The sequence below is a fragment of the Salsipaludibacter albus genome, from assembly GCF_019798055.1.
Lineage (GTDB): Bacteria > Actinomycetota > Nitriliruptoria > Nitriliruptorales > Nitriliruptoraceae > Salsipaludibacter > Salsipaludibacter albus.
Window position 1 is genome coordinate 42952 of the sequence record NZ_JAHOPH010000023.1, and the last position, 15683, is coordinate 58634.

Genomic DNA, 15683 nt, shown 5'->3' on the forward strand with positions numbered 1-15683 from the left:
CGCCACGTCAACCGGTTGCTGCGCACGGGGAATGCACCGGCATGAGCCCTGCCGATCCCGGCCGGGCCGAGGCCGGCCCGTCCCCACGGGCCGCGATCGTGTCGGTCGGCACCGAGATCGTGGGCGGCGACCAGGTCGACACGAACGCCGCCTGGCTGGCCCGCCGCCTGCGGAGCCTGGGCGTGCGTCCCCGCCTGACCGTGGCCGTGTCCGACGATCTCGACGAACTGGTCGACGGCCTCGAGCTCGCACTGGCGCGGGCCGACGTGGTCGTGGTCGGTGGCGGACTGGGCCCGACGTCCGACGACCGCACCCGGGAGGCCGTGGCGCAGGTCACCGGCCGCGCGTTGTCCCGCCGCCCGGAGCTGGTCGAGGCGATCGAGGACCGGTTCGCGTCCTTCGACCGACGCATGCCACCCAGCAACCGGGTGCAGGCCGACCTGCCCGAGGGCGCGGTGGCGATGCCCCCGGTCGGCACGGCCCCGGGCTTCTCCTTGTCGATCGACGAGGTCGACCTGCACGTCCTGCCCGGCGTGCCGTGGGAGCTGCGCGCCCTGTTCGATCGCCACGTGGCCGACCCGGTGGCCGCCCGGTCCGGTGGGCGGCGCGAGCTGACCCGGGTCGTGCACGTCGCGGGCCTGGGCGAGTCCGACGTGGCCGAGGCCCTGGCCGACGTCGAGGCCGCTGCCGTGGCCGACCACGTCGAGGTGGCCTACCTGGCGACCAGGGGTGGGATCCGGGTCCGGTTCACCGCCGCCGGGCACGATCGCGACGACGTCGCCGCACGGGCCGGCGCCGCGGTCGATGCCGCGGTCGGCGTGCTCGGCACGGCCGTGGTCGGGTTGGACCACGACGGGCTGGAGGTCGCGGTGGTCCGGGCCCTCGAGGCTGCCGGGCGGACGGTCGCCGTGGCGGAATCGGCGACCGGGGGACTGGTGCTGACCCGCCTGACCGACGTCCCGGGCGTGTCGGCGGTGCTGCGGGGCGGGGCAGTGGTCTACGCGACCGAGACCAAGGCCACGGTGGCCGGGATCGATCCGGCGCTGCTGGACGCACACCCCGCCGTGTCCGAGCCCGTGACCGAGGCGCTGGCCGTCGCGGTCCGCGCGCGCTTCGGGGCGGACCTGGGCGTGGCGACCACGGCCGTGGCCGGCCCCGACGAACAGGACGGGGTGGCCGTCGGAACGGCCGTGTGGGCCGTCGCCGACGAACACGGCAGCGCGGTCTGGTCGCGCCACCTGCCGGGGGACCGGTCCGCGGTCCGCGACCGGCTGGCCAGCGCCGCGATCGACGCGATCCGGCGGCGCCTGGCGTCGTCGTGACCACCGGGGCAGACGAGCAGCACACGATGTTCGTCGCCCTCGACGTGCCCGGTCCGACCGTCGCCGAGGTGCGAGCGCGACTCGGCGACCTGCCCGTCCGGGTGGACGCGACGTGGACGCGTCCGGACGGCTGGCACGTCACCCTGGCCTGGCTCGACCGGCTCGACCGCGAGCTGGTCCGGCGGGTCGCCGGGATCATCGGCCGGACCGTCGCCGACGTGGTCGTCGGTGGCCTCCACGGCCCGGTCGCGGGACCGGCCGGCGTCGGCGACGCCGTGCTGGGGCCACCGGTCCGGCTGGGACGGGCCGTCGCGCTCCGGGTCGAGGTTCCGCCACTGCTGGACACCCTGCAGACAACGCTGGCCGAACGACTGGCAGCCCTCGACGAGCGCCTGTCCGAGCGTGCCCGGGACGCGCTCGCGCGGCCGTGGCGTCCCCACCTCACCGTGGCGCGGGCACGCCGGGGCACGGGGCCGCAAGGTCTCCACCGGGCCGTCCGCGCCGCCTGGGACGACGCGCCGGACGACCCGGTCGGGTGGCGGCCCGACACGGTGGGGCTGTACGCCTCCCACACCGGCGACGGACCGGCCCACTACGTCCAGCGAGACGGCTGGGCGCTGCGCGTGTGACCGGCCGGCTCAGGCCGCCCCGTCACCGTCGTCGGGCCCGGGTGCGGGTCGGACCCACACGACCTCCTCGTCGTCGCGTTCGTCGGTCGGGTGGAAGTCGAGCGACCGCCACATCCGCTGGGCGGTGTGGTTGTCCGGGTGCACCGTGAGCCGGACCTCGCGATCGACCAGGCGGTCCAGCAGCGCCCGGGCCGCGGCGGACCCGAACCCCCGTCCCTGGTGTCGCCGGTCGATGACCAGTCCGCCGATCCAGTCGACGTCGTCCGCGGGGTCGTCCATGGCCTCGGTGGCGTACATCACGTGGCCGACGACGTGGCCCTCGAACACGATCCCCAGCGAGTGCCACTCGCTGCGGTCGGCAAGCAGCAGGTAGCGCGCTGCACTGGGGAACACGAACTGCTGCTGGTGGGACCGTGGCGCCACGTCGGCCACGTCCCGCCAGTTGCGGTCGGTCACCTCGACGAGGTCGACCCGGGGTCCGTTCCCGTTGCCCCCGGTGCGCGGGACGGCGTCGGGCAGCGGCGCACCGTCGGCGCGGAGCTTGGCCAGTCGGTCCCAGACCGCGTCGAACGCCCGCATGGCCTGCTGGGCGTCGTAGAGGGCGCCGTGGGCGAGGTTGTCGTCGTGCGGCACGCCCAGGGCACGACAGGTCTTTGCCAGCGAGCGTGGTCCCTCCGGCTGGTCCGCGATCAGCGGCAGGGCCAGCGTGCCGACGTCGATGAGGTGGTGGTCCCAGCTGGGCACCAGCCCGAGCTTGTGGCACATCAGCTCGAGGTGGTGGGCGTCGAAGTCCGGCACGGCGCCGACCAGGTGGCCACCGGCCGCGTCCGCCAGCAGCTGGCGCAGCCACACGGTCGCCGGCGTGCGGGGGCGCGGACCGATCCGGTCGTGGTAGTGGGTCAGCTCGAGCGCGGCGGGCTCGGCACCGTCCAGGGTGTGCTCGGGGAAGAACTGGCGGGTCTCCTCGACCCCGTCCTCGAAGCGCACGATCCAGGCGACCTCGGTCAGTTCGTGACGCCGATGGTCCAGGCCAGTGGCCTCGGTGTCGATGAAGACGAATCGTGGCATTGCGGCATCCGACGGTGGAGTTCGTGGCGAGGCTATCCAGCCATCCGTGGGGATCGCCGGTTCGTGCTCGGCCTGTGGACGACGACGTGGTTGCGGGACGAACGCCTGTTCGACTACGCTTCTCGAACAGGCGTTCGCCACCAGCGTCCGCCCGCTCCGTTTCCCCAAGCCGGCAATGCCTCCACCGGCCTGTCGCAGCCAGACCGTACGGTGCTGACCGACGAGCTCGACCCACCCGCCCGCTCCCGTCCTGAACACCGTCGCCCCGCACGCAAGGAAGCCACATGGACCGCCAGAAGTCCCTCCAGGCCGCCCTGGCCTCGATCGAGAAGCAGTTCGGCAAGGGCTCGGTGATGAAGTTGGGCGACGACGACCGTCCGCTGATCCCCGCGATCCCCACCGGCGCACTGTCGCTGGACGTCGCCCTGGGGGTCGGCGGGTTGCCCCGCGGCCGGGTGTGCGAGATCTACGGACCGGAGAGCTCCGGCAAGACCACCGTGGCCCTGCACGTGATCGCCGAGGCCCAGAAGGCCGGGGGCATCGCCGCCTTCATCGACGCCGAGCACGCCCTGGATCCGTCCTACGCCCGGGCGCTGGGCGTCGACATCGACGAGCTGCTGGTCTCCCAGCCCGACACCGGGGAGCAGGCGCTCGAGATCGCGGACATGCTGATCCGCTCCAGCGCGGTCGACATCCTCGTCATCGACTCGGTCGCGGCCCTGACCCCTCGGGCCGAGATCGAGGGCGAGATGGGTGACACCCACGTCGGCCTGCAGGCCCGCCTGATGTCCCAGGCCCTGCGCAAGCTGGCCGGGTCGTTGAACAAGTCCCAGACCTGCGCGGTGTTCATCAACCAGATCCGCGAGAAGATCGGGGTCATGTTCGGCTCGCCGGAGACCACGCCGGGTGGCCGGGCGCTGAAGTTCTACTCGTCGGTGCGCCTGGACGTGCGTCGGATCGAGTCGCTCAAGGACGGCACCGACATCGTCGGGAACAAGGTCCGGGTCAAGGTCGTCAAGAACAAGGTCGCCCCGCCGTTCCGCAAGGCGGAGTTCGACATCATGTACGGCGAGGGCATCTCCAAGGAGGGCTCGCTGATCGACATCGGCGTCGAGGAGGGCCTCATCCGCAAGGCGGGTGCCTGGTACACCTACGACGGCGAGCAGCTCGGCCAGGGACGCGAGAACGCCCGCTCCTTCCTCAAGGAGCACGTCGACATCGCCGAGGAGATCGAGCGCCTCGTCAAGCAGAAGCTCGGCATCATCCCGTCCGACGACCCCGAGGACGACGTCGCCGACGACTCCGACGAGGGTGATGACGAGTGACCGGCCAGGGCCACGACGACCTCACGTCCCGCAGCGACGCCGACGTCGCCGACGAGGCCACCCCGTTCCGCTCGGCCGAGCAGTGGCTCGCCGAGCGCGGGATCGAGCCCCAGCCGATCCGGGTCGACCCCGGCTCCGGCGACGATGCCTCCGACGGCCCGCCCGCTCCCGCAGACCGTCCGCCACCCAGCGCCCGCGAGGCTGCCCAGCTCGCCACCGAGGCGCCGGCGACCATCCCGGGCCACGGCCACGACCCCGCGTCCGAGGTCCCGGGTGCGGACGGCACGGACACGGACCTGGAGTCCGACGCCGCGGAACCGCGCGAACCCGGTCCGCTGATGGACGAGGTCAGCCGTGCCGTCGCGTTCATCCAGCGATCCACCGCGCGCACGCCGGCATCGACCGGCCGCCTGGAGCGCAAGCTGCGGGATCGTGACGTGCCTGCCGCCGCGATCCCCCTCGCACTGCAGGACGCGGCCGAGCAGGGCCTGGTCGACGACCGGGCCTATGCCGCCGCACTGGTTGCCGAGGGTCGCGAGAAGGGGCATGCGCCGCGCCGGCTGCGGGCCGACCTGCGCACGCGTGAACTGCCCGAGGACGTGATCGAGACGGCCCTGGGCGAGGTGCGCGACCGTGACCCGGAAGCCGTCGCCTTCGACGTGGCCCAGCGCAAGGCCCGGTCCTACCGCGACCTCGACGCCGAGAAGGCCTTCCGTCGCCTGGTCGCCTACCTGGCGCGCCGCGGCCACAACGAGCACGTGGCCCGCAAGGTCGCGCGCCAGGTCGTGTTCGACGACCGCGAGGACGACCGCGTCGCCGGCCACTGATCCGTCGCGGGACCCGTGCGCCGAGCGGCATCACGTCCTAGGGTCGGTCACGTCCGCGTGGGGCACCGGGTCGGGCGCCCACGAGTCGCCCGCGAGGAGACATCGACCATGAAGCGCACCATCGTCGCCATGCTGGCCAGCGTCCTGCTGGTCGCAACATCCATCAGCGCCGCATCTGCCGCACCGTCCGACACCGTCGGACCCGACGTGCCGGCCGACGCAGCCGAACGGGTCGCCGCGGTGGACGCGGCGTTGGGCATCGACACGCCCTGGCGTGATGCCCTGCAACGCGCGATCGACCCGGCCGACTACGAGTGCGAGGCGACCGAGTTCTACGACTGGATCGACGACCTCCTGGCACGCACGAACCTCGCCGTGCTCAACACCATCGAGCAGTACGCGGTGTCGGCGTGGCCGACCTACTACACCGCCCTGTTCGACGACGATCCGTCCGACGACACCGTCGGCGTGGACGGCTCGCAGACCCGCGAGCAGCGCACCCGCCACAAGGACGCCCAGCGCTTCTGGGACGTCCCGACCGACGACGTCCGGCTCCACGGGATGCACGGCGCCGACATCGCCGACGATGCCAAGATGGTCCCGACGGTGCAGGCCCTGTTCGGCGTCGGCGCCGGCACGGCCCAGGCAGTCGTCGACTTCGTCCAGGCCCAGATCGAGGCCGAGCCCACCATCGGCTACGACCACCCCTACTTCACCCTCAACGCCTTCGCGATCGAGGGCGGCGAGATCCTGCCCGGTCTCGTCATCCCGGACAAGATCGTGATGGGCGACGGCGTGCTGACCGCACTCGACGAGCTGGGCATCGGCGACAACGGCCCGGACTTCGTCCACGCCCACGAGTTCGCCCACCACGTCCAGTTCGAGATCGGCGCGTTCGACAGCCCGCTGCCAGCCCCCGAGGCCACGCGCCGCACCGAGTTGATGGCCGACGCGTTCGCGGCCTACAACCTCGCCCACGCCCGCGGCGCCACCTTCCAGACCAAGCGCATCACCGAGGCGATCGTCGGGGCCTACGACGTCGGGGACTGCTCGTTCACCAACTCGGGCCACCACGGCACCCCCAACCAGCGTGAGGCCGCCGCGACGTGGGGTGCAGGACTGGCACAGGACGCCCGTCCGCAGGGCATGGTCAGCTCGGCCCTCGACCTGTTCGACCGGTTCGAGGTCCAGCTGCCGATCCTGCTCGAGCCCGATGCCTGACGCACCACCGGCGCTAGGATCGGCGGCACTCCCACCCGCCCAGATGCAACGTGAGGACGACCGATGGACGTGCTGCAGGCGTGGTTGCTGGTGGGCGTGCCCGGGCTCGTGATCGTGGCCGCCCTGTTCGTCGGGCACTCCCGGGTCCGTGCCTACGCCGGCTACATCCTGCTGGCCGCGATCGTCGGTGTGTTCCTCGCGGTCGACGGCGGCGCGATCTCGGCCGGGATCATCGGCATGGTCGCGGTCGCGCTGGTCGCCACCTCGCAGGGCTCGCCTGACGAGGCCGACCGTCCCGAGCACCACCAGACCCGGGACCGCTTCACCCACGTCACCGACTGACCGCCCGGGGACGGCGGAGCGCGGGCAGAGGCCACGTCCGGCACACTGGTGCCGCCGCCCGTCCTCGTTCGTTGGTCCCGCCATGCCGCGCACCTACGCCATCCGCACCTTCGGGTGCCAGATGAACGTGCACGACTCCGAACGTGCCGCGGGCATCCTCGAGACGATGGGCTACCGGCGCACCCCCGAGGTCGACGACGCCGACCTGGTGCTGCTCAACACCTGCGCCGTCCGGGAGAACGCCGACAACAAGCTGTACGGCACCCTCGGTCACCTCAAGCCGCTCAAGGACGAGCGCGGCACCACGATCGTGGTCGGTGGGTGCCTGGCCCAGAAGGACGGCGGCACCATCACCGAGCGGGCCCCGTGGGTCGACGTGGTGTACGGCACGCACAACCTCGCCAACCTGCCGTCGCTGCTGGCCGAGGCGGACTCGTCCGAGCTGCCGGTCCTCGAGCTGGTCGAGGCACTCGAGACGTTCCCGTCCGCCCTGCCCGCCAAGCGCGAGGTCCGCCACCATGCCTGGGTGTCGATCTCGGTCGGCTGCAACAACGCATGCACGTTCTGCATCGTCCCGTCGCTGCGGGGCCCGGAGAACTCCCGGCCCGCGGGCGACATCCTCGCCGAGGTGCAGGCCCTGGTCGCTGACGGCGTCGTCGAGGTCACCCTGCTCGGCCAGAACGTCAACTCCTACGGACGTGACCTCGACAGCCGCCCGATGTTCGCCGACCTGCTGCGCGCGATGGGGGAGGTCGACGGCCTCGAACGCGTCCGGTTCACCTCGCCCCATCCCCGGGACTTCACGACCGACGTCCTCCATGCCATGGCCGAGACCCCCAACGTCTGCGAGCACCTCCACCTGCCGTTGCAGTCCGGCTCCGACCGGGTCCTGCGGGCCATGCGTCGTTCCTACCGGTCCGAGCGCTTCCTCGACCTCGTCGCCCGGACCCGCGAGCTGCTGCCCGACGCGGCGCTGACCACCGACCTGATCGTGGGCTTCCCGGGCGAGACCGAGGAGGACTTCGCCGAGACCCTCCGGGTCGTCGAGGCGTCCGGCTTCGACCAGTCCTTCACCTTCCAGTACTCGCCACGCCCGGGCACCCCCGCGGCCGAGATGGTCGACGACTTCGTCGCCCCCGAGGTCGTCGCCGATCGCTACCAGCGGCTCGAGGCCTTGACCCGGCGCCTGTCCCACGAGGCCCACGCCCGCCTGGTCGGCACCACCCAGGAACTGCTGGTCGAGTCCCCCTCCAAGACCGACGACACGCGCCTGTCCGGGCGCACCCGTGGCAACCACCTCGTCCACTTTCCCCGCGACGTGGCCGGCTCGTCCGACCAGGCCGGCGAGGCCGAGGTGGCGCCCGGCGACCTGGTCGACGTGACGATCGTCGAGGCAGCCACCAACTACGCGATCGGCAGCACGCCGACGGCGGTGCGGACCACCCCGGCCGGCGACGCGACCCGGCGTGCGCTGGCGCGTGGCGACGGCTGGCAGCTGGGTGCCGACGCCGTGCTGACCCCGCCGATCGGCGACGCCTTCCCGACCGGTCGCAACGCCGACCCGTCGGTGCCCGCCGAGCGCCGGGGCCGGATCGCCCTGCCCGTCCTGCCCTCCTGACCACCCTGCCCGAGATGACCAACCTGCTGGCCAACGCCCTGGCCGCCCCGACCTCGTGACCGCGCAACCCCCATCGAGTGTGCGGCTCGAGGCCACCGGTGGCCGCAAGGAGCACACTCGACGTCCGGGGAGGCGGGTGTGGGCGATCGTGGGGCCGACGGCCTCGGGGAAGTCGGCGGCCGCGATGGCTGCTGCCGCACACGCCGACGGCCTGGTGGTGACCGGCGGACGTGACGTCGAGATCGTGGCGGTCGACGCGTTCACGATCTACCGCGGGTTGGACATCGCCTCGGCCAAGCCGTCGACCGCGGACCGCGACGCCGTGCCGCACCACCTCGTCGACGTCCTCGACGTGTCCGAGGAGGTGTCGGTGGCACGGTTCCAGGGATGGGCCCGCCGGGCGATCGCCGAGGTCCACGACCGTGACCGGGTCCCCGTGCTGGTCGGGGGCTCCGGCCTGTACTTCCGGGCCGTCGTGGACGACCTCGAGTTCCCCCCGACCGACCCGGACGTCCGCGCCGGCCTGGAGGAACGCTGGGCCGACGACCCGCGCGGGGCACACGACGCCGTGGCGGCGGTCGACCCGGACGCCGCGGAGCGGATCGAGCCCGACAACCTCCGCCGCAGCGTCCGCGCGCTGGAGGTCATGGCGCTGACCGACCGGCCGTGCTCGTCGTTCCGGACCGCCTGGGACGACCACGACAGTCGCTACGACCTGGTGGTGGACTACCTCGAGCCGAGCGCCGAGGTGCTGCGCGAGCGGATCGCCACCCGGTCCGAGCGCATGGTGGCGACCGGCCTGGTCGACGAGGTCGCGGCGCTCGACCGCCATGGCCTGTCGACCACCGCCGTCCAGGGGATCGGCGTGGCCGAGGCGCTCGCCGTGCTCGACGGTGAACTCGCCGTCGACGAGCTGGGCGACGCGATCAGCCGGCGGACCTGGAACTACGCTCGCCGGCAGCGCTCGTGGTTCCGCAAGGACCCCCGGTGTCGCGCCAGCCGGCACCCCTCCGGTGCCGAGCTGCTGGCCGTCCACGGGGTGCTGGAACACCCCTGACCGGTCCCGGCGTTGCCGCGACCGAGGCCGTCCCGCCACCGACCGACCACCCAGCCGAGGCATCCCGATGACTGCCCTGCACCCCGACCTGGTCGACGCGCTGCTGCGTCCCGGTCGGGTTCTGCGTGCGCACGGGACCGGCAACGACTTCGTCGTGCTGCTCGACCCCGACGACGACCTGGTCGACCTGCCCGCGTCCGCCGTGGCCGCGCTGTGCGACCGCCACACGGGGGTCGGCGGCGATGGCGTGATCCGGCTGGGAGGACCGCCGCCCCCGGGCCACCTCGGCGACGTCGACGTCGCGGGTGCGGACGTCACCATGGACTACCGCAACGCCGACGGCGGGGTCGTGGAGATGTGCGGCAACGGGGTCCGGGTGGTCGCCAAGCTCGCCGTCGACACCGGGATGGTCGACGCCGCCAGCGACACGCTGGCCGTCGCCACCCGGGACGGGCTGCGCCACGTCCGCGTGCACCGCGGCAGCCAGCCCGACGGCCCCGTGGAGCGGGTCACCGTCGACATGGGTCCGCCGTCGAACGACCCGGTCACGATCGGCCTGGACCTCGACGCGATCGAAGGGGACGTCGAGACGTTCCGCCTCCCCGACGTCCCCGACCTGGTCTTCGCCGGCCGGTCGATGGGCAACCCGCACGCGATCGCCCGGGTCGACGACGTGGCCGCCGTCGCGCTGGCCGACATCGGCCCACGGGTCGAGCGCCATGCGGCGTTCCGCGACGACGTCAACCTCAACGTCGTGCAGGTCCTCGACGACCACCACGTCGCCCTGCGGGTCTGGGAACGCGGGGTCGGCGAGACCATGGCCTGCGGCACGGGGGCGTGCGCCACCGTCGCCGCCCTCGCCACCGCCGGTGGGGTCCTGGCCGACGACCGGCCCGTGGTGGTCAGCGTGGGCGGGGGCGACCTGTCGATCGTGGTCGACGACGGTGGGCACCTGCTCATGACCGGCCCGGCGGAGGTCGTCGGCACGGTCGACCTCGACGCCGCCTGGGTCGCCACGCACCTGTCGTGACACCGCCCGCGAACGCGCCACCCCGTCCGATCCATGACGTCACCAGCGCGTGCGCGACATCGTGACCTCGTCCTCGGGCGTCTCCGCGCCGGGTCCGGCGTCCCTCAGCCAGCGGGCGTAGCGACGGGTCAGCGGGCGGGCGCTGGCGCCGTGCAGCACCAGGCTCGCGAGCACGGTCAGGACCATGACGTTCACCGCGCGCTCCGGCAGTTCGCCGTCCAGGTCCTCCAGCGCGATCAGGGCGAACAGCACCGTCGCGAGACCGCGCGGGCCGAACCATCCGACCAGGGCGGTCGACGCCGGCCGCAGGCCCGACCCCGCCAGGGCGATCCCGACCGGCAGCATCCGCGCGACGGTCAGGGCGACGACCACCACGATCACCTCGGCGAGGGTGACCGCGGCCAGCGCATCCGGCAGCAGCGCCAGGCCGAAGGCGAAGAACGCGGCCAGGGTGAACAGTCGGGCGAGGTCCTCCGAGAACTCCATGACGTGGGCGGTGTCGTCGCCGTAGGCCTGGCCGAACGCCGAGCCGGCGAGGAAGGCTGCCACGAACGTGATCGCGCCGAGTGACGTGCACACGACGATGACGAGCCCCACAAGAGCCAGCCCGAACAGCTGCGCGAACACGGTGTCGACGCGGTGGTGGCCCGCGGCCCAGCGCAGCGCCCAGCCACCCAGCAGTCCCACGACCACGCCCACCACCACTGCGACCCCGAGCGCGACCAGTGCCTCGTTCACGGCGCTGGCCGACCCCGTCGCCTCCTCGGCGGTCAACGCGATGGCGAAGGTCACCACGGGCGTCGCCAGCCCGTCGTTGAGGCCCGATTCGACGTTGACGGTCTCGCGGATGCGCGTCGGCAGGGCCTCGGACGTGACGATGACCCGGGCCAGGGCGGCGTCGGTCGCGGCCAGTGCGCCGCCGACGAGCAGGGCAGGTCCCAGCTGCAGGTCGAGCACCAGCATGGCGGTTGCGGTGAGCAGGGCGATCGACAGGGGGAGCCCGATCCCCAGCAGGCGGGCCGGCAGGCGCTCGACGCTGCGCAGGGCACGCAGGGGGATGCGGGTCGCGTCGGCGAACAGGACCAGCGACAGGGTCACCTCGGTGCCCAGTCGGAAGCCGGCGGTGTCGACCTGCACGTCGATCGAGCCGGTCGCGGCCAGGGCCAGGCCGACCAGGGCCATGATGGTCGGTGGCGTCAGGGGACCGTCCACCAGGCGGCGCGACAGGAGCGCCACGAGCAGGAGCACCACCAGGAAGACGGTGACGGGGACCACGGGCGGCCGATCGGCGAGGACGGCCCATGGTGCCCGTCCGTCGGCCGGTCCGTCACGCCAGGACCCTCGTGCGGGCCGACGTCGCGTGGGCGCACCCCGGTGTGCGCAGGCAGGACACTGAGCCGGTCGCGTCCGGCCCGCGGCGGCCGCGCGCGCAACCGTCGGGCCCTTCGGCCACACTCGTCGGCGCCGAGCCTGGCACCCGACCGACCATGGAGATCCCAGCATGCAGCGACTCGCCGTGCTCACCAGCGGGGGCGACGCCCCCGGGATGAACGCCGTGCTGCGCGGGGTCGTCCGGGCCGCCGACGCGGCTGGACTGGAGGTGGTCGGCGTGCGGGACGGCTACCGGGGCCTGCACCGCGGGTGGATGGAGCCGATCGACGCCCGCGCGGTCTCGGGGATCCTCCACATCGGCGGGACGATCCTGGGCACCGCGAGGTCGCGGACGTTCCGGTCGGTCGAGGGGCGTGAGGACGCCGTCAAGATGATGCACGAGGCCGGGGTCGACGGGCTGGTCGTGGTCGGGGGGGACGGCTCGCTGCAGGGCGCCGACCTGCTCGCCGAGGAGGGTGACATCCCGGTCGTGGGCGTGCCGGGCACGATCGACAACGACCTCGCCGGCACCGACTTCACGATCGGCTTCGACACCGCCGTCAACACCGCCCTGGAGGCGATCGACCGGATCCGCGACACGGCCTCGAGCCACCACCGGCTGTTCTTCATCGAGGTGATGGGACGCCACGCCGGCTGGATCGCGACCTACGCCGGGATCGCGGGCGGCGCCACCGCGTCGCTGGTGCCGGAGCAGGAGACCGACATCGACGCGCTGCGGGAGCGCGTCCGGGACTCCTTCGACATGGGCAAGCGGTTCTGCCTCGTCGTGGTGGCCGAGGGCGAGCCGGGTGGCGCCCGGGGCGTCGCGAGCCAGATCTTCCCGGAGGACAGCGAGGTCGACCTCGACCACCGGGTGACCAGCCTCGGGCACATGCAGCGTGGCGGGTCGCCGTCGATGCGTGACCGCGTCCTGGGTGCGCGGTTGGGTGACGCCGCCGTGACGGCGCTGCTCGACGGGGCCAACCGGATCATGGTTGGCGAGGTCCGCCTCGAGCTCAACCACTGCCCGATGGTCGATGCGTGGAGTGAGCAGTCCCACCCGCCGGCGCACCTGTTCGGACTGCTCGACCGACTCGCTCGCTGACCCGCAGCGACCCTGCACGGGGGGTCGACGCGACACCCCCCGGCGCTACGATGGGGCGTCCGCAGCACCCACGCCCGTGCCTGGAGGCCCATGGCCGCGCCCGACGACGCAGTCCGCGACGACCGCGTCCCCGACGACACCCCTGACCGGTCCGCCAAGATCCCGGGCGACGTCCTCGACGACGCCGCCCACGACTCGCCGGACGCCGAGGTCGACCCGGCCGGCGCCGACGACATGTCCCGTGCCGAGGGTCGGCGTGCCCGCCGCGAGGTCATCGAGGAGGGCGCACCCCGCGAGGGCGTCGACATCATCCGTCCCGTCGAGCGGGCGGTGGTGGTCGCGCTGCAACGTCCGGGGACCAGTGACGCTGCCGTCCGCGCGTCCCTGGACGAGCTCACCGCCCTGCTGGACACGGCCGGCGCCACGGTCGTCGACCGGGTCGTGCAGCGGCGCGACGCCCCGTCGGCGGCCACCTGGATCGGTCGTGGCAAGGCCGAGGAGCTCGCCAGCCTGGTCCGGACCGTCGATGCCGACGCGGTCGTGTTCGACGACGACCTCGCACCGGCCCAGCAGCGCAACCTGGAGGAGATCATCCGCCAGAAGGTGCTCGACCGCACGATCGTGATCCTCGACATCTTCGCCCAGCACGCGACCTCGCGCGAGGGCAAGGCCCAGGTCGAGATGGCCCAGCTCAACTACATGCTGCCGCGCCTGCGTGGCTGGGGTGAGGCCCTGTCCCGCCAGGCCGGTGGACGGGTCGCCGGTGGTGGCGGCATCGGTGGTCGTGGTCCCGGTGAGACCCAGTTGGAGGTCGACCGTCGGCGGATCAACCGACGCATCTCCAAGCTGCGCCGCGACCTCGCCGACTACGACCGGATCCGCAGCACCAAGTCCCGCAGCCGCGACAACCGTCGGGTCCACACCGTCGCGCTGGTGGGCTACACCAACGCCGGCAAGTCGTCGTTGCTGAATGCCTTGACCGGGTCGAGTGTCACCGTCCGCGACCAGCTGTTCGCGACCCTGGACCCGACCGTGCGCAGCCTCGACATGGAGGACGGGCGCGAGGTCGTGGTGACCGACACCGTGGGCTTCGTCCGCAAGCTGCCGCACAACCTCGTCGAGGCGTTCACCTCGACGTTGGAGGAGTCGGCCGACGCCGACCTGTTGCTGCTGGTGGTCGACGCCGCGCATCCGGAGGCGCTCACGCACCTCGAGGCGGTCCACGAGGTGCTCGAGGAGATCGGCGCCGACCAGGTCCCGGCCCAGGTCGTGCTCAACAAGGCCGACGTGGCGGACCCGGTCGAGGTCGCGTCGCTGGCCCGCCACCTGTCCGGCCAGGTCGGCCACGACCCGGTGGTCGTGTCGGCGCGCACCGGTGACGGTGTCGACGAGCTGGTCGAGGCGATCGCCGAGCGGTTGCCCGGCACCCGCATGGACGTGGTCGCCCACGTGCCGTGGGAGCGTGGTGACCTGGTGTCACTGGTCCACGAGCGAGGCGACGTCCACGACGAGGAGCACGACGCGGACGGGACCCGGCTGGTCGCGACGGTGGACGTCGCCGATGCCCGCACCCTGCGTGACTACCTCGACGAGGATCCGTTCGTCGACGAGGTGGAACCATGGGAGGAACCCGCCACCGCCGGCTGAGTCCCCGGCCCGCCCGTCCTCAGCGGACCGAGCGCAACACGGCCTGTCCCCGGGTCACGGTGCGCCGGTCGTGCCGGACACCGCTGGACAGCTGGCGCCAACGGTCGATCAGCGCACGGAACGCAGGACCGCCGTGACCTTGCCCATGACGCGCGCGTCCTCGTCGGGGCGGACCAGGATCGGCTCGTAGTCCTCGTTGGCGGGGTCGAGGTAGACGTGCCCGGCCGGGGTGCGGCGGAAGAACTTCACCGTCGCCTCGCCCTCGACCAGGGCCGCACACATCTCGCCCTGCTCGACCTGCGGCTGCTCGCGGATGACGACGTAGTCACCGTCGAACACGCCGGCCTCGATCATCGAGTCCCCGCGCACCGTCAGCATGAACAGCGTGCCGTCGCCCACCAGGTCCGAGGGGAGCGGGTAGGACGCCTCGACGTGCTGCTCGGCCAGCAGCGGCGCACCAGCGGCGATCTCGCCCACCAGTGGCACCTGGCGATGCAGGGACACGGGCACGTCGCCGTAGCGGGTGGCGTCCGGGTCGAGGTCCAGCGCGCGTGGCTTGCTGGGGTCGCGGCGCAGCAGGCCCTTGTCCTCCAGCGTCGACAGCTGGGCATGGACCGACGACGGCGACTTCAGCCCGACGGCGTCGCCGATCTCGCGGACCGAGGGTGGATAGCCGTGCTCGCTGGTGTGGGCATGGAGGAAGTCCATGATCGCGCGCTGGCGTTCGGTCAGGTCGGGCTGGTCGTCCATGCCTTGGCTCCAGTTCGCGGTGACGAGGTCCCCGGGTGGTCGGCAGCGGGGGCTGGCGGGGTGTCCACGTGCGCTGTGTGAACACGTGTTCGAAGGCTAGCAGACACGGTGCCCGATGGCGAACACCTGTTCTGGTGCCGCGGTGGGGCCCCTGTCATGGAACGCAAGTGGATGTGGCGGATGTTGCCACTGGGCAAACACGTGTTCGGGCTTGACTCGAACACGTGATCGATGTTCACTGGCATCACGAACGAACACGCGTTCGAACGTTGGCCCCACCGGAGGTTGTCACACCCGGGTCGTAGCGTCTCACCAGATCGACCGCCGACTTCGCAAGACCCGGACCCTCCGGCCCCGACCCCCGACCCCTG

General features: G+C 72.6%; 14 protein-coding genes. 11 read left to right on the forward strand and 3 right to left on the reverse strand.

Going from position 1 to position 15683, the window contains the following annotated elements; translation table 11 throughout:
• Positions 1-41: 41 nt before the first annotated feature.
• Together KR546_RS13545 and KR546_RS13550 are read left to right on the forward strand one after the other, a co-directional pair.
• Positions 42-1322: a CinA family nicotinamide mononucleotide deamidase-related protein gene (locus tag KR546_RS13545; protein ID WP_238445255.1), complete on the forward strand. Its 1281-nt coding sequence runs from the start codon at positions 42-44 to the stop codon at positions 1320-1322.
• Positions 1319-1951 carry a 2'-5' RNA ligase family protein gene (locus tag KR546_RS13550; RefSeq protein ID WP_238445256.1) on the forward strand — a complete coding sequence of 211 codons (633 nt, stop codon included), beginning with the start codon at positions 1319-1321 and terminating at the stop codon, positions 1949-1951. The genes KR546_RS13545 and KR546_RS13550 overlap by 4 nt, the downstream gene beginning before the upstream one ends.
• 9 nt (positions 1952-1960) lie before the next feature.
• Here KR546_RS13550 and KR546_RS13555 read toward each other — a convergent pair whose 3' ends face one another.
• Positions 1961-3019: a GNAT family N-acetyltransferase gene (locus KR546_RS13555; protein WP_238445257.1), complete on the reverse strand. Its 1059-nt coding sequence runs from the start codon at positions 3017-3019 to the stop codon at positions 1961-1963.
• Positions 3020-3303: 284 nt separating this feature from the next.
• Here KR546_RS13555 and recA point away from each other — a divergent pair, with 284 nt between their 5' ends.
• The 7 genes from recA to dapF all read left to right on the forward strand — a co-directional run bounded on the left by recA (position 3304) and on the right by dapF (position 10439).
• Positions 3304-4344, forward strand: coding sequence for a recombinase RecA (gene recA / locus KR546_RS13560; RefSeq protein ID WP_238445258.1), 1041 nt, complete (start codon positions 3304-3306; stop codon positions 4342-4344).
• The gene (locus KR546_RS19760; RefSeq protein WP_238445259.1) at positions 4341-5171 is read left to right on the forward strand and encodes a regulatory protein RecX; all 831 of its coding nucleotides are present in this window, start codon (positions 4341-4343) and stop codon (positions 5169-5171) included. The genes recA and KR546_RS19760 overlap by 4 nt, the downstream gene beginning before the upstream one ends.
• Before the next feature lie 108 nt (positions 5172-5279).
• On the forward strand, positions 5280-6392 hold the full coding sequence (locus KR546_RS13570; RefSeq protein WP_238445260.1) for a neutral zinc metallopeptidase: 1113 nt from the start codon (positions 5280-5282) through the stop codon (positions 6390-6392).
• A gap of 63 nt (positions 6393-6455) precedes the next feature.
• Entirely contained in the window at positions 6456-6734 is a 279-nt protein-coding gene (locus tag KR546_RS13575) for a hypothetical protein (RefSeq protein ID WP_238445261.1), read from the forward strand.
• Positions 6735-6816: 82 nt separating this feature from the next.
• The gene (miaB, locus tag KR546_RS13580) at positions 6817-8352 is read left to right on the forward strand and encodes a tRNA (N6-isopentenyl adenosine(37)-C2)-methylthiotransferase MiaB (RefSeq protein ID WP_238445262.1); all 1536 of its coding nucleotides are present in this window, start codon (positions 6817-6819) and stop codon (positions 8350-8352) included.
• 148 nt (positions 8353-8500) lie between these two features.
• Complete coding sequence (gene miaA, locus KR546_RS13585) at positions 8501-9409, forward strand: tRNA (adenosine(37)-N6)-dimethylallyltransferase MiaA (RefSeq protein WP_338019157.1); 909 nt, start codon at positions 8501-8503, stop codon at positions 9407-9409.
• A 67-nt stretch (positions 9410-9476) separates the two neighbouring features.
• Positions 9477-10439, forward strand: coding sequence for a diaminopimelate epimerase (gene dapF, locus KR546_RS13590; protein ID WP_238445264.1), 963 nt, complete (start codon positions 9477-9479; stop codon positions 10437-10439).
• A 39-nt stretch (positions 10440-10478) separates the two neighbouring features.
• On the opposite strand, the gene KR546_RS13595 is transcribed toward dapF, so the two are convergent.
• Positions 10479-11714, reverse strand: coding sequence for a cation:proton antiporter domain-containing protein (locus KR546_RS13595; RefSeq protein ID WP_238445265.1), 1236 nt, complete (start codon positions 11712-11714; stop codon positions 10479-10481).
• Between the two features lie 226 nt (positions 11715-11940).
• On the opposite strand from KR546_RS13595, the gene KR546_RS13600 reads away from it, so the two are divergent.
• The gene (locus KR546_RS13600; RefSeq protein WP_238445266.1) at positions 11941-12915 is read left to right on the forward strand and encodes an ATP-dependent 6-phosphofructokinase; all 975 of its coding nucleotides are present in this window, start codon (positions 11941-11943) and stop codon (positions 12913-12915) included.
• 90 nt (positions 12916-13005) lie between these two features.
• The gene (hflX, locus tag KR546_RS13605) at positions 13006-14562 is read left to right on the forward strand and encodes a GTPase HflX (RefSeq protein WP_238445267.1); all 1557 of its coding nucleotides are present in this window, start codon (positions 13006-13008) and stop codon (positions 14560-14562) included.
• A gap of 108 nt (positions 14563-14670) precedes the next feature.
• Here hflX and lexA read toward each other — a convergent pair whose 3' ends face one another.
• Positions 14671-15312 carry a transcriptional repressor LexA gene (lexA, locus tag KR546_RS13610; protein WP_238445268.1) on the reverse strand — a complete coding sequence of 214 codons (642 nt, stop codon included), beginning with the start codon at positions 15310-15312 and terminating at the stop codon, positions 14671-14673.
• Between the last annotated feature and the right edge of the window lie 371 nt (positions 15313-15683).

What these genes read in the sequence shown, in the direction of transcription:
- KR546_RS13555 (WP_238445257.1), bottom strand. Translation starts at nt 3,019, where the DNA reads ATGCCACGATTCGTCTTCATCGACACCGAGGCCACTGGCCTGGACCAT.
- KR546_RS13570 (WP_238445260.1), top strand. Translation starts at nt 5,280, where the DNA reads ATGAAGCGCACCATCGTCGCCATGCTGGCCAGCGTCCTGCTGGTCGCA.
- KR546_RS13600 (WP_238445266.1), top strand. Translation starts at nt 11,941, where the DNA reads ATGCAGCGACTCGCCGTGCTCACCAGCGGGGGCGACGCCCCCGGGATG.
- miaB (WP_238445262.1), top strand. Translation starts at nt 6,817, where the DNA reads ATGCCGCGCACCTACGCCATCCGCACCTTCGGGTGCCAGATGAACGTG.
- recA (WP_238445258.1), top strand. Translation starts at nt 3,304, where the DNA reads ATGGACCGCCAGAAGTCCCTCCAGGCCGCCCTGGCCTCGATCGAGAAG.
- KR546_RS13575 (WP_238445261.1), top strand. Translation starts at nt 6,456, where the DNA reads ATGGACGTGCTGCAGGCGTGGTTGCTGGTGGGCGTGCCCGGGCTCGTG.
- dapF (WP_238445264.1), top strand. Translation starts at nt 9,477, where the DNA reads ATGACTGCCCTGCACCCCGACCTGGTCGACGCGCTGCTGCGTCCCGGT.
- lexA (WP_238445268.1), bottom strand. Translation starts at nt 15,312, where the DNA reads ATGGACGACCAGCCCGACCTGACCGAACGCCAGCGCGCGATCATGGAC.
- hflX (WP_238445267.1), top strand. Translation starts at nt 13,006, where the DNA reads ATGGCCGCGCCCGACGACGCAGTCCGCGACGACCGCGTCCCCGACGAC.
- KR546_RS13545 (WP_238445255.1), top strand. Translation starts at nt 42, where the DNA reads ATGAGCCCTGCCGATCCCGGCCGGGCCGAGGCCGGCCCGTCCCCACGG.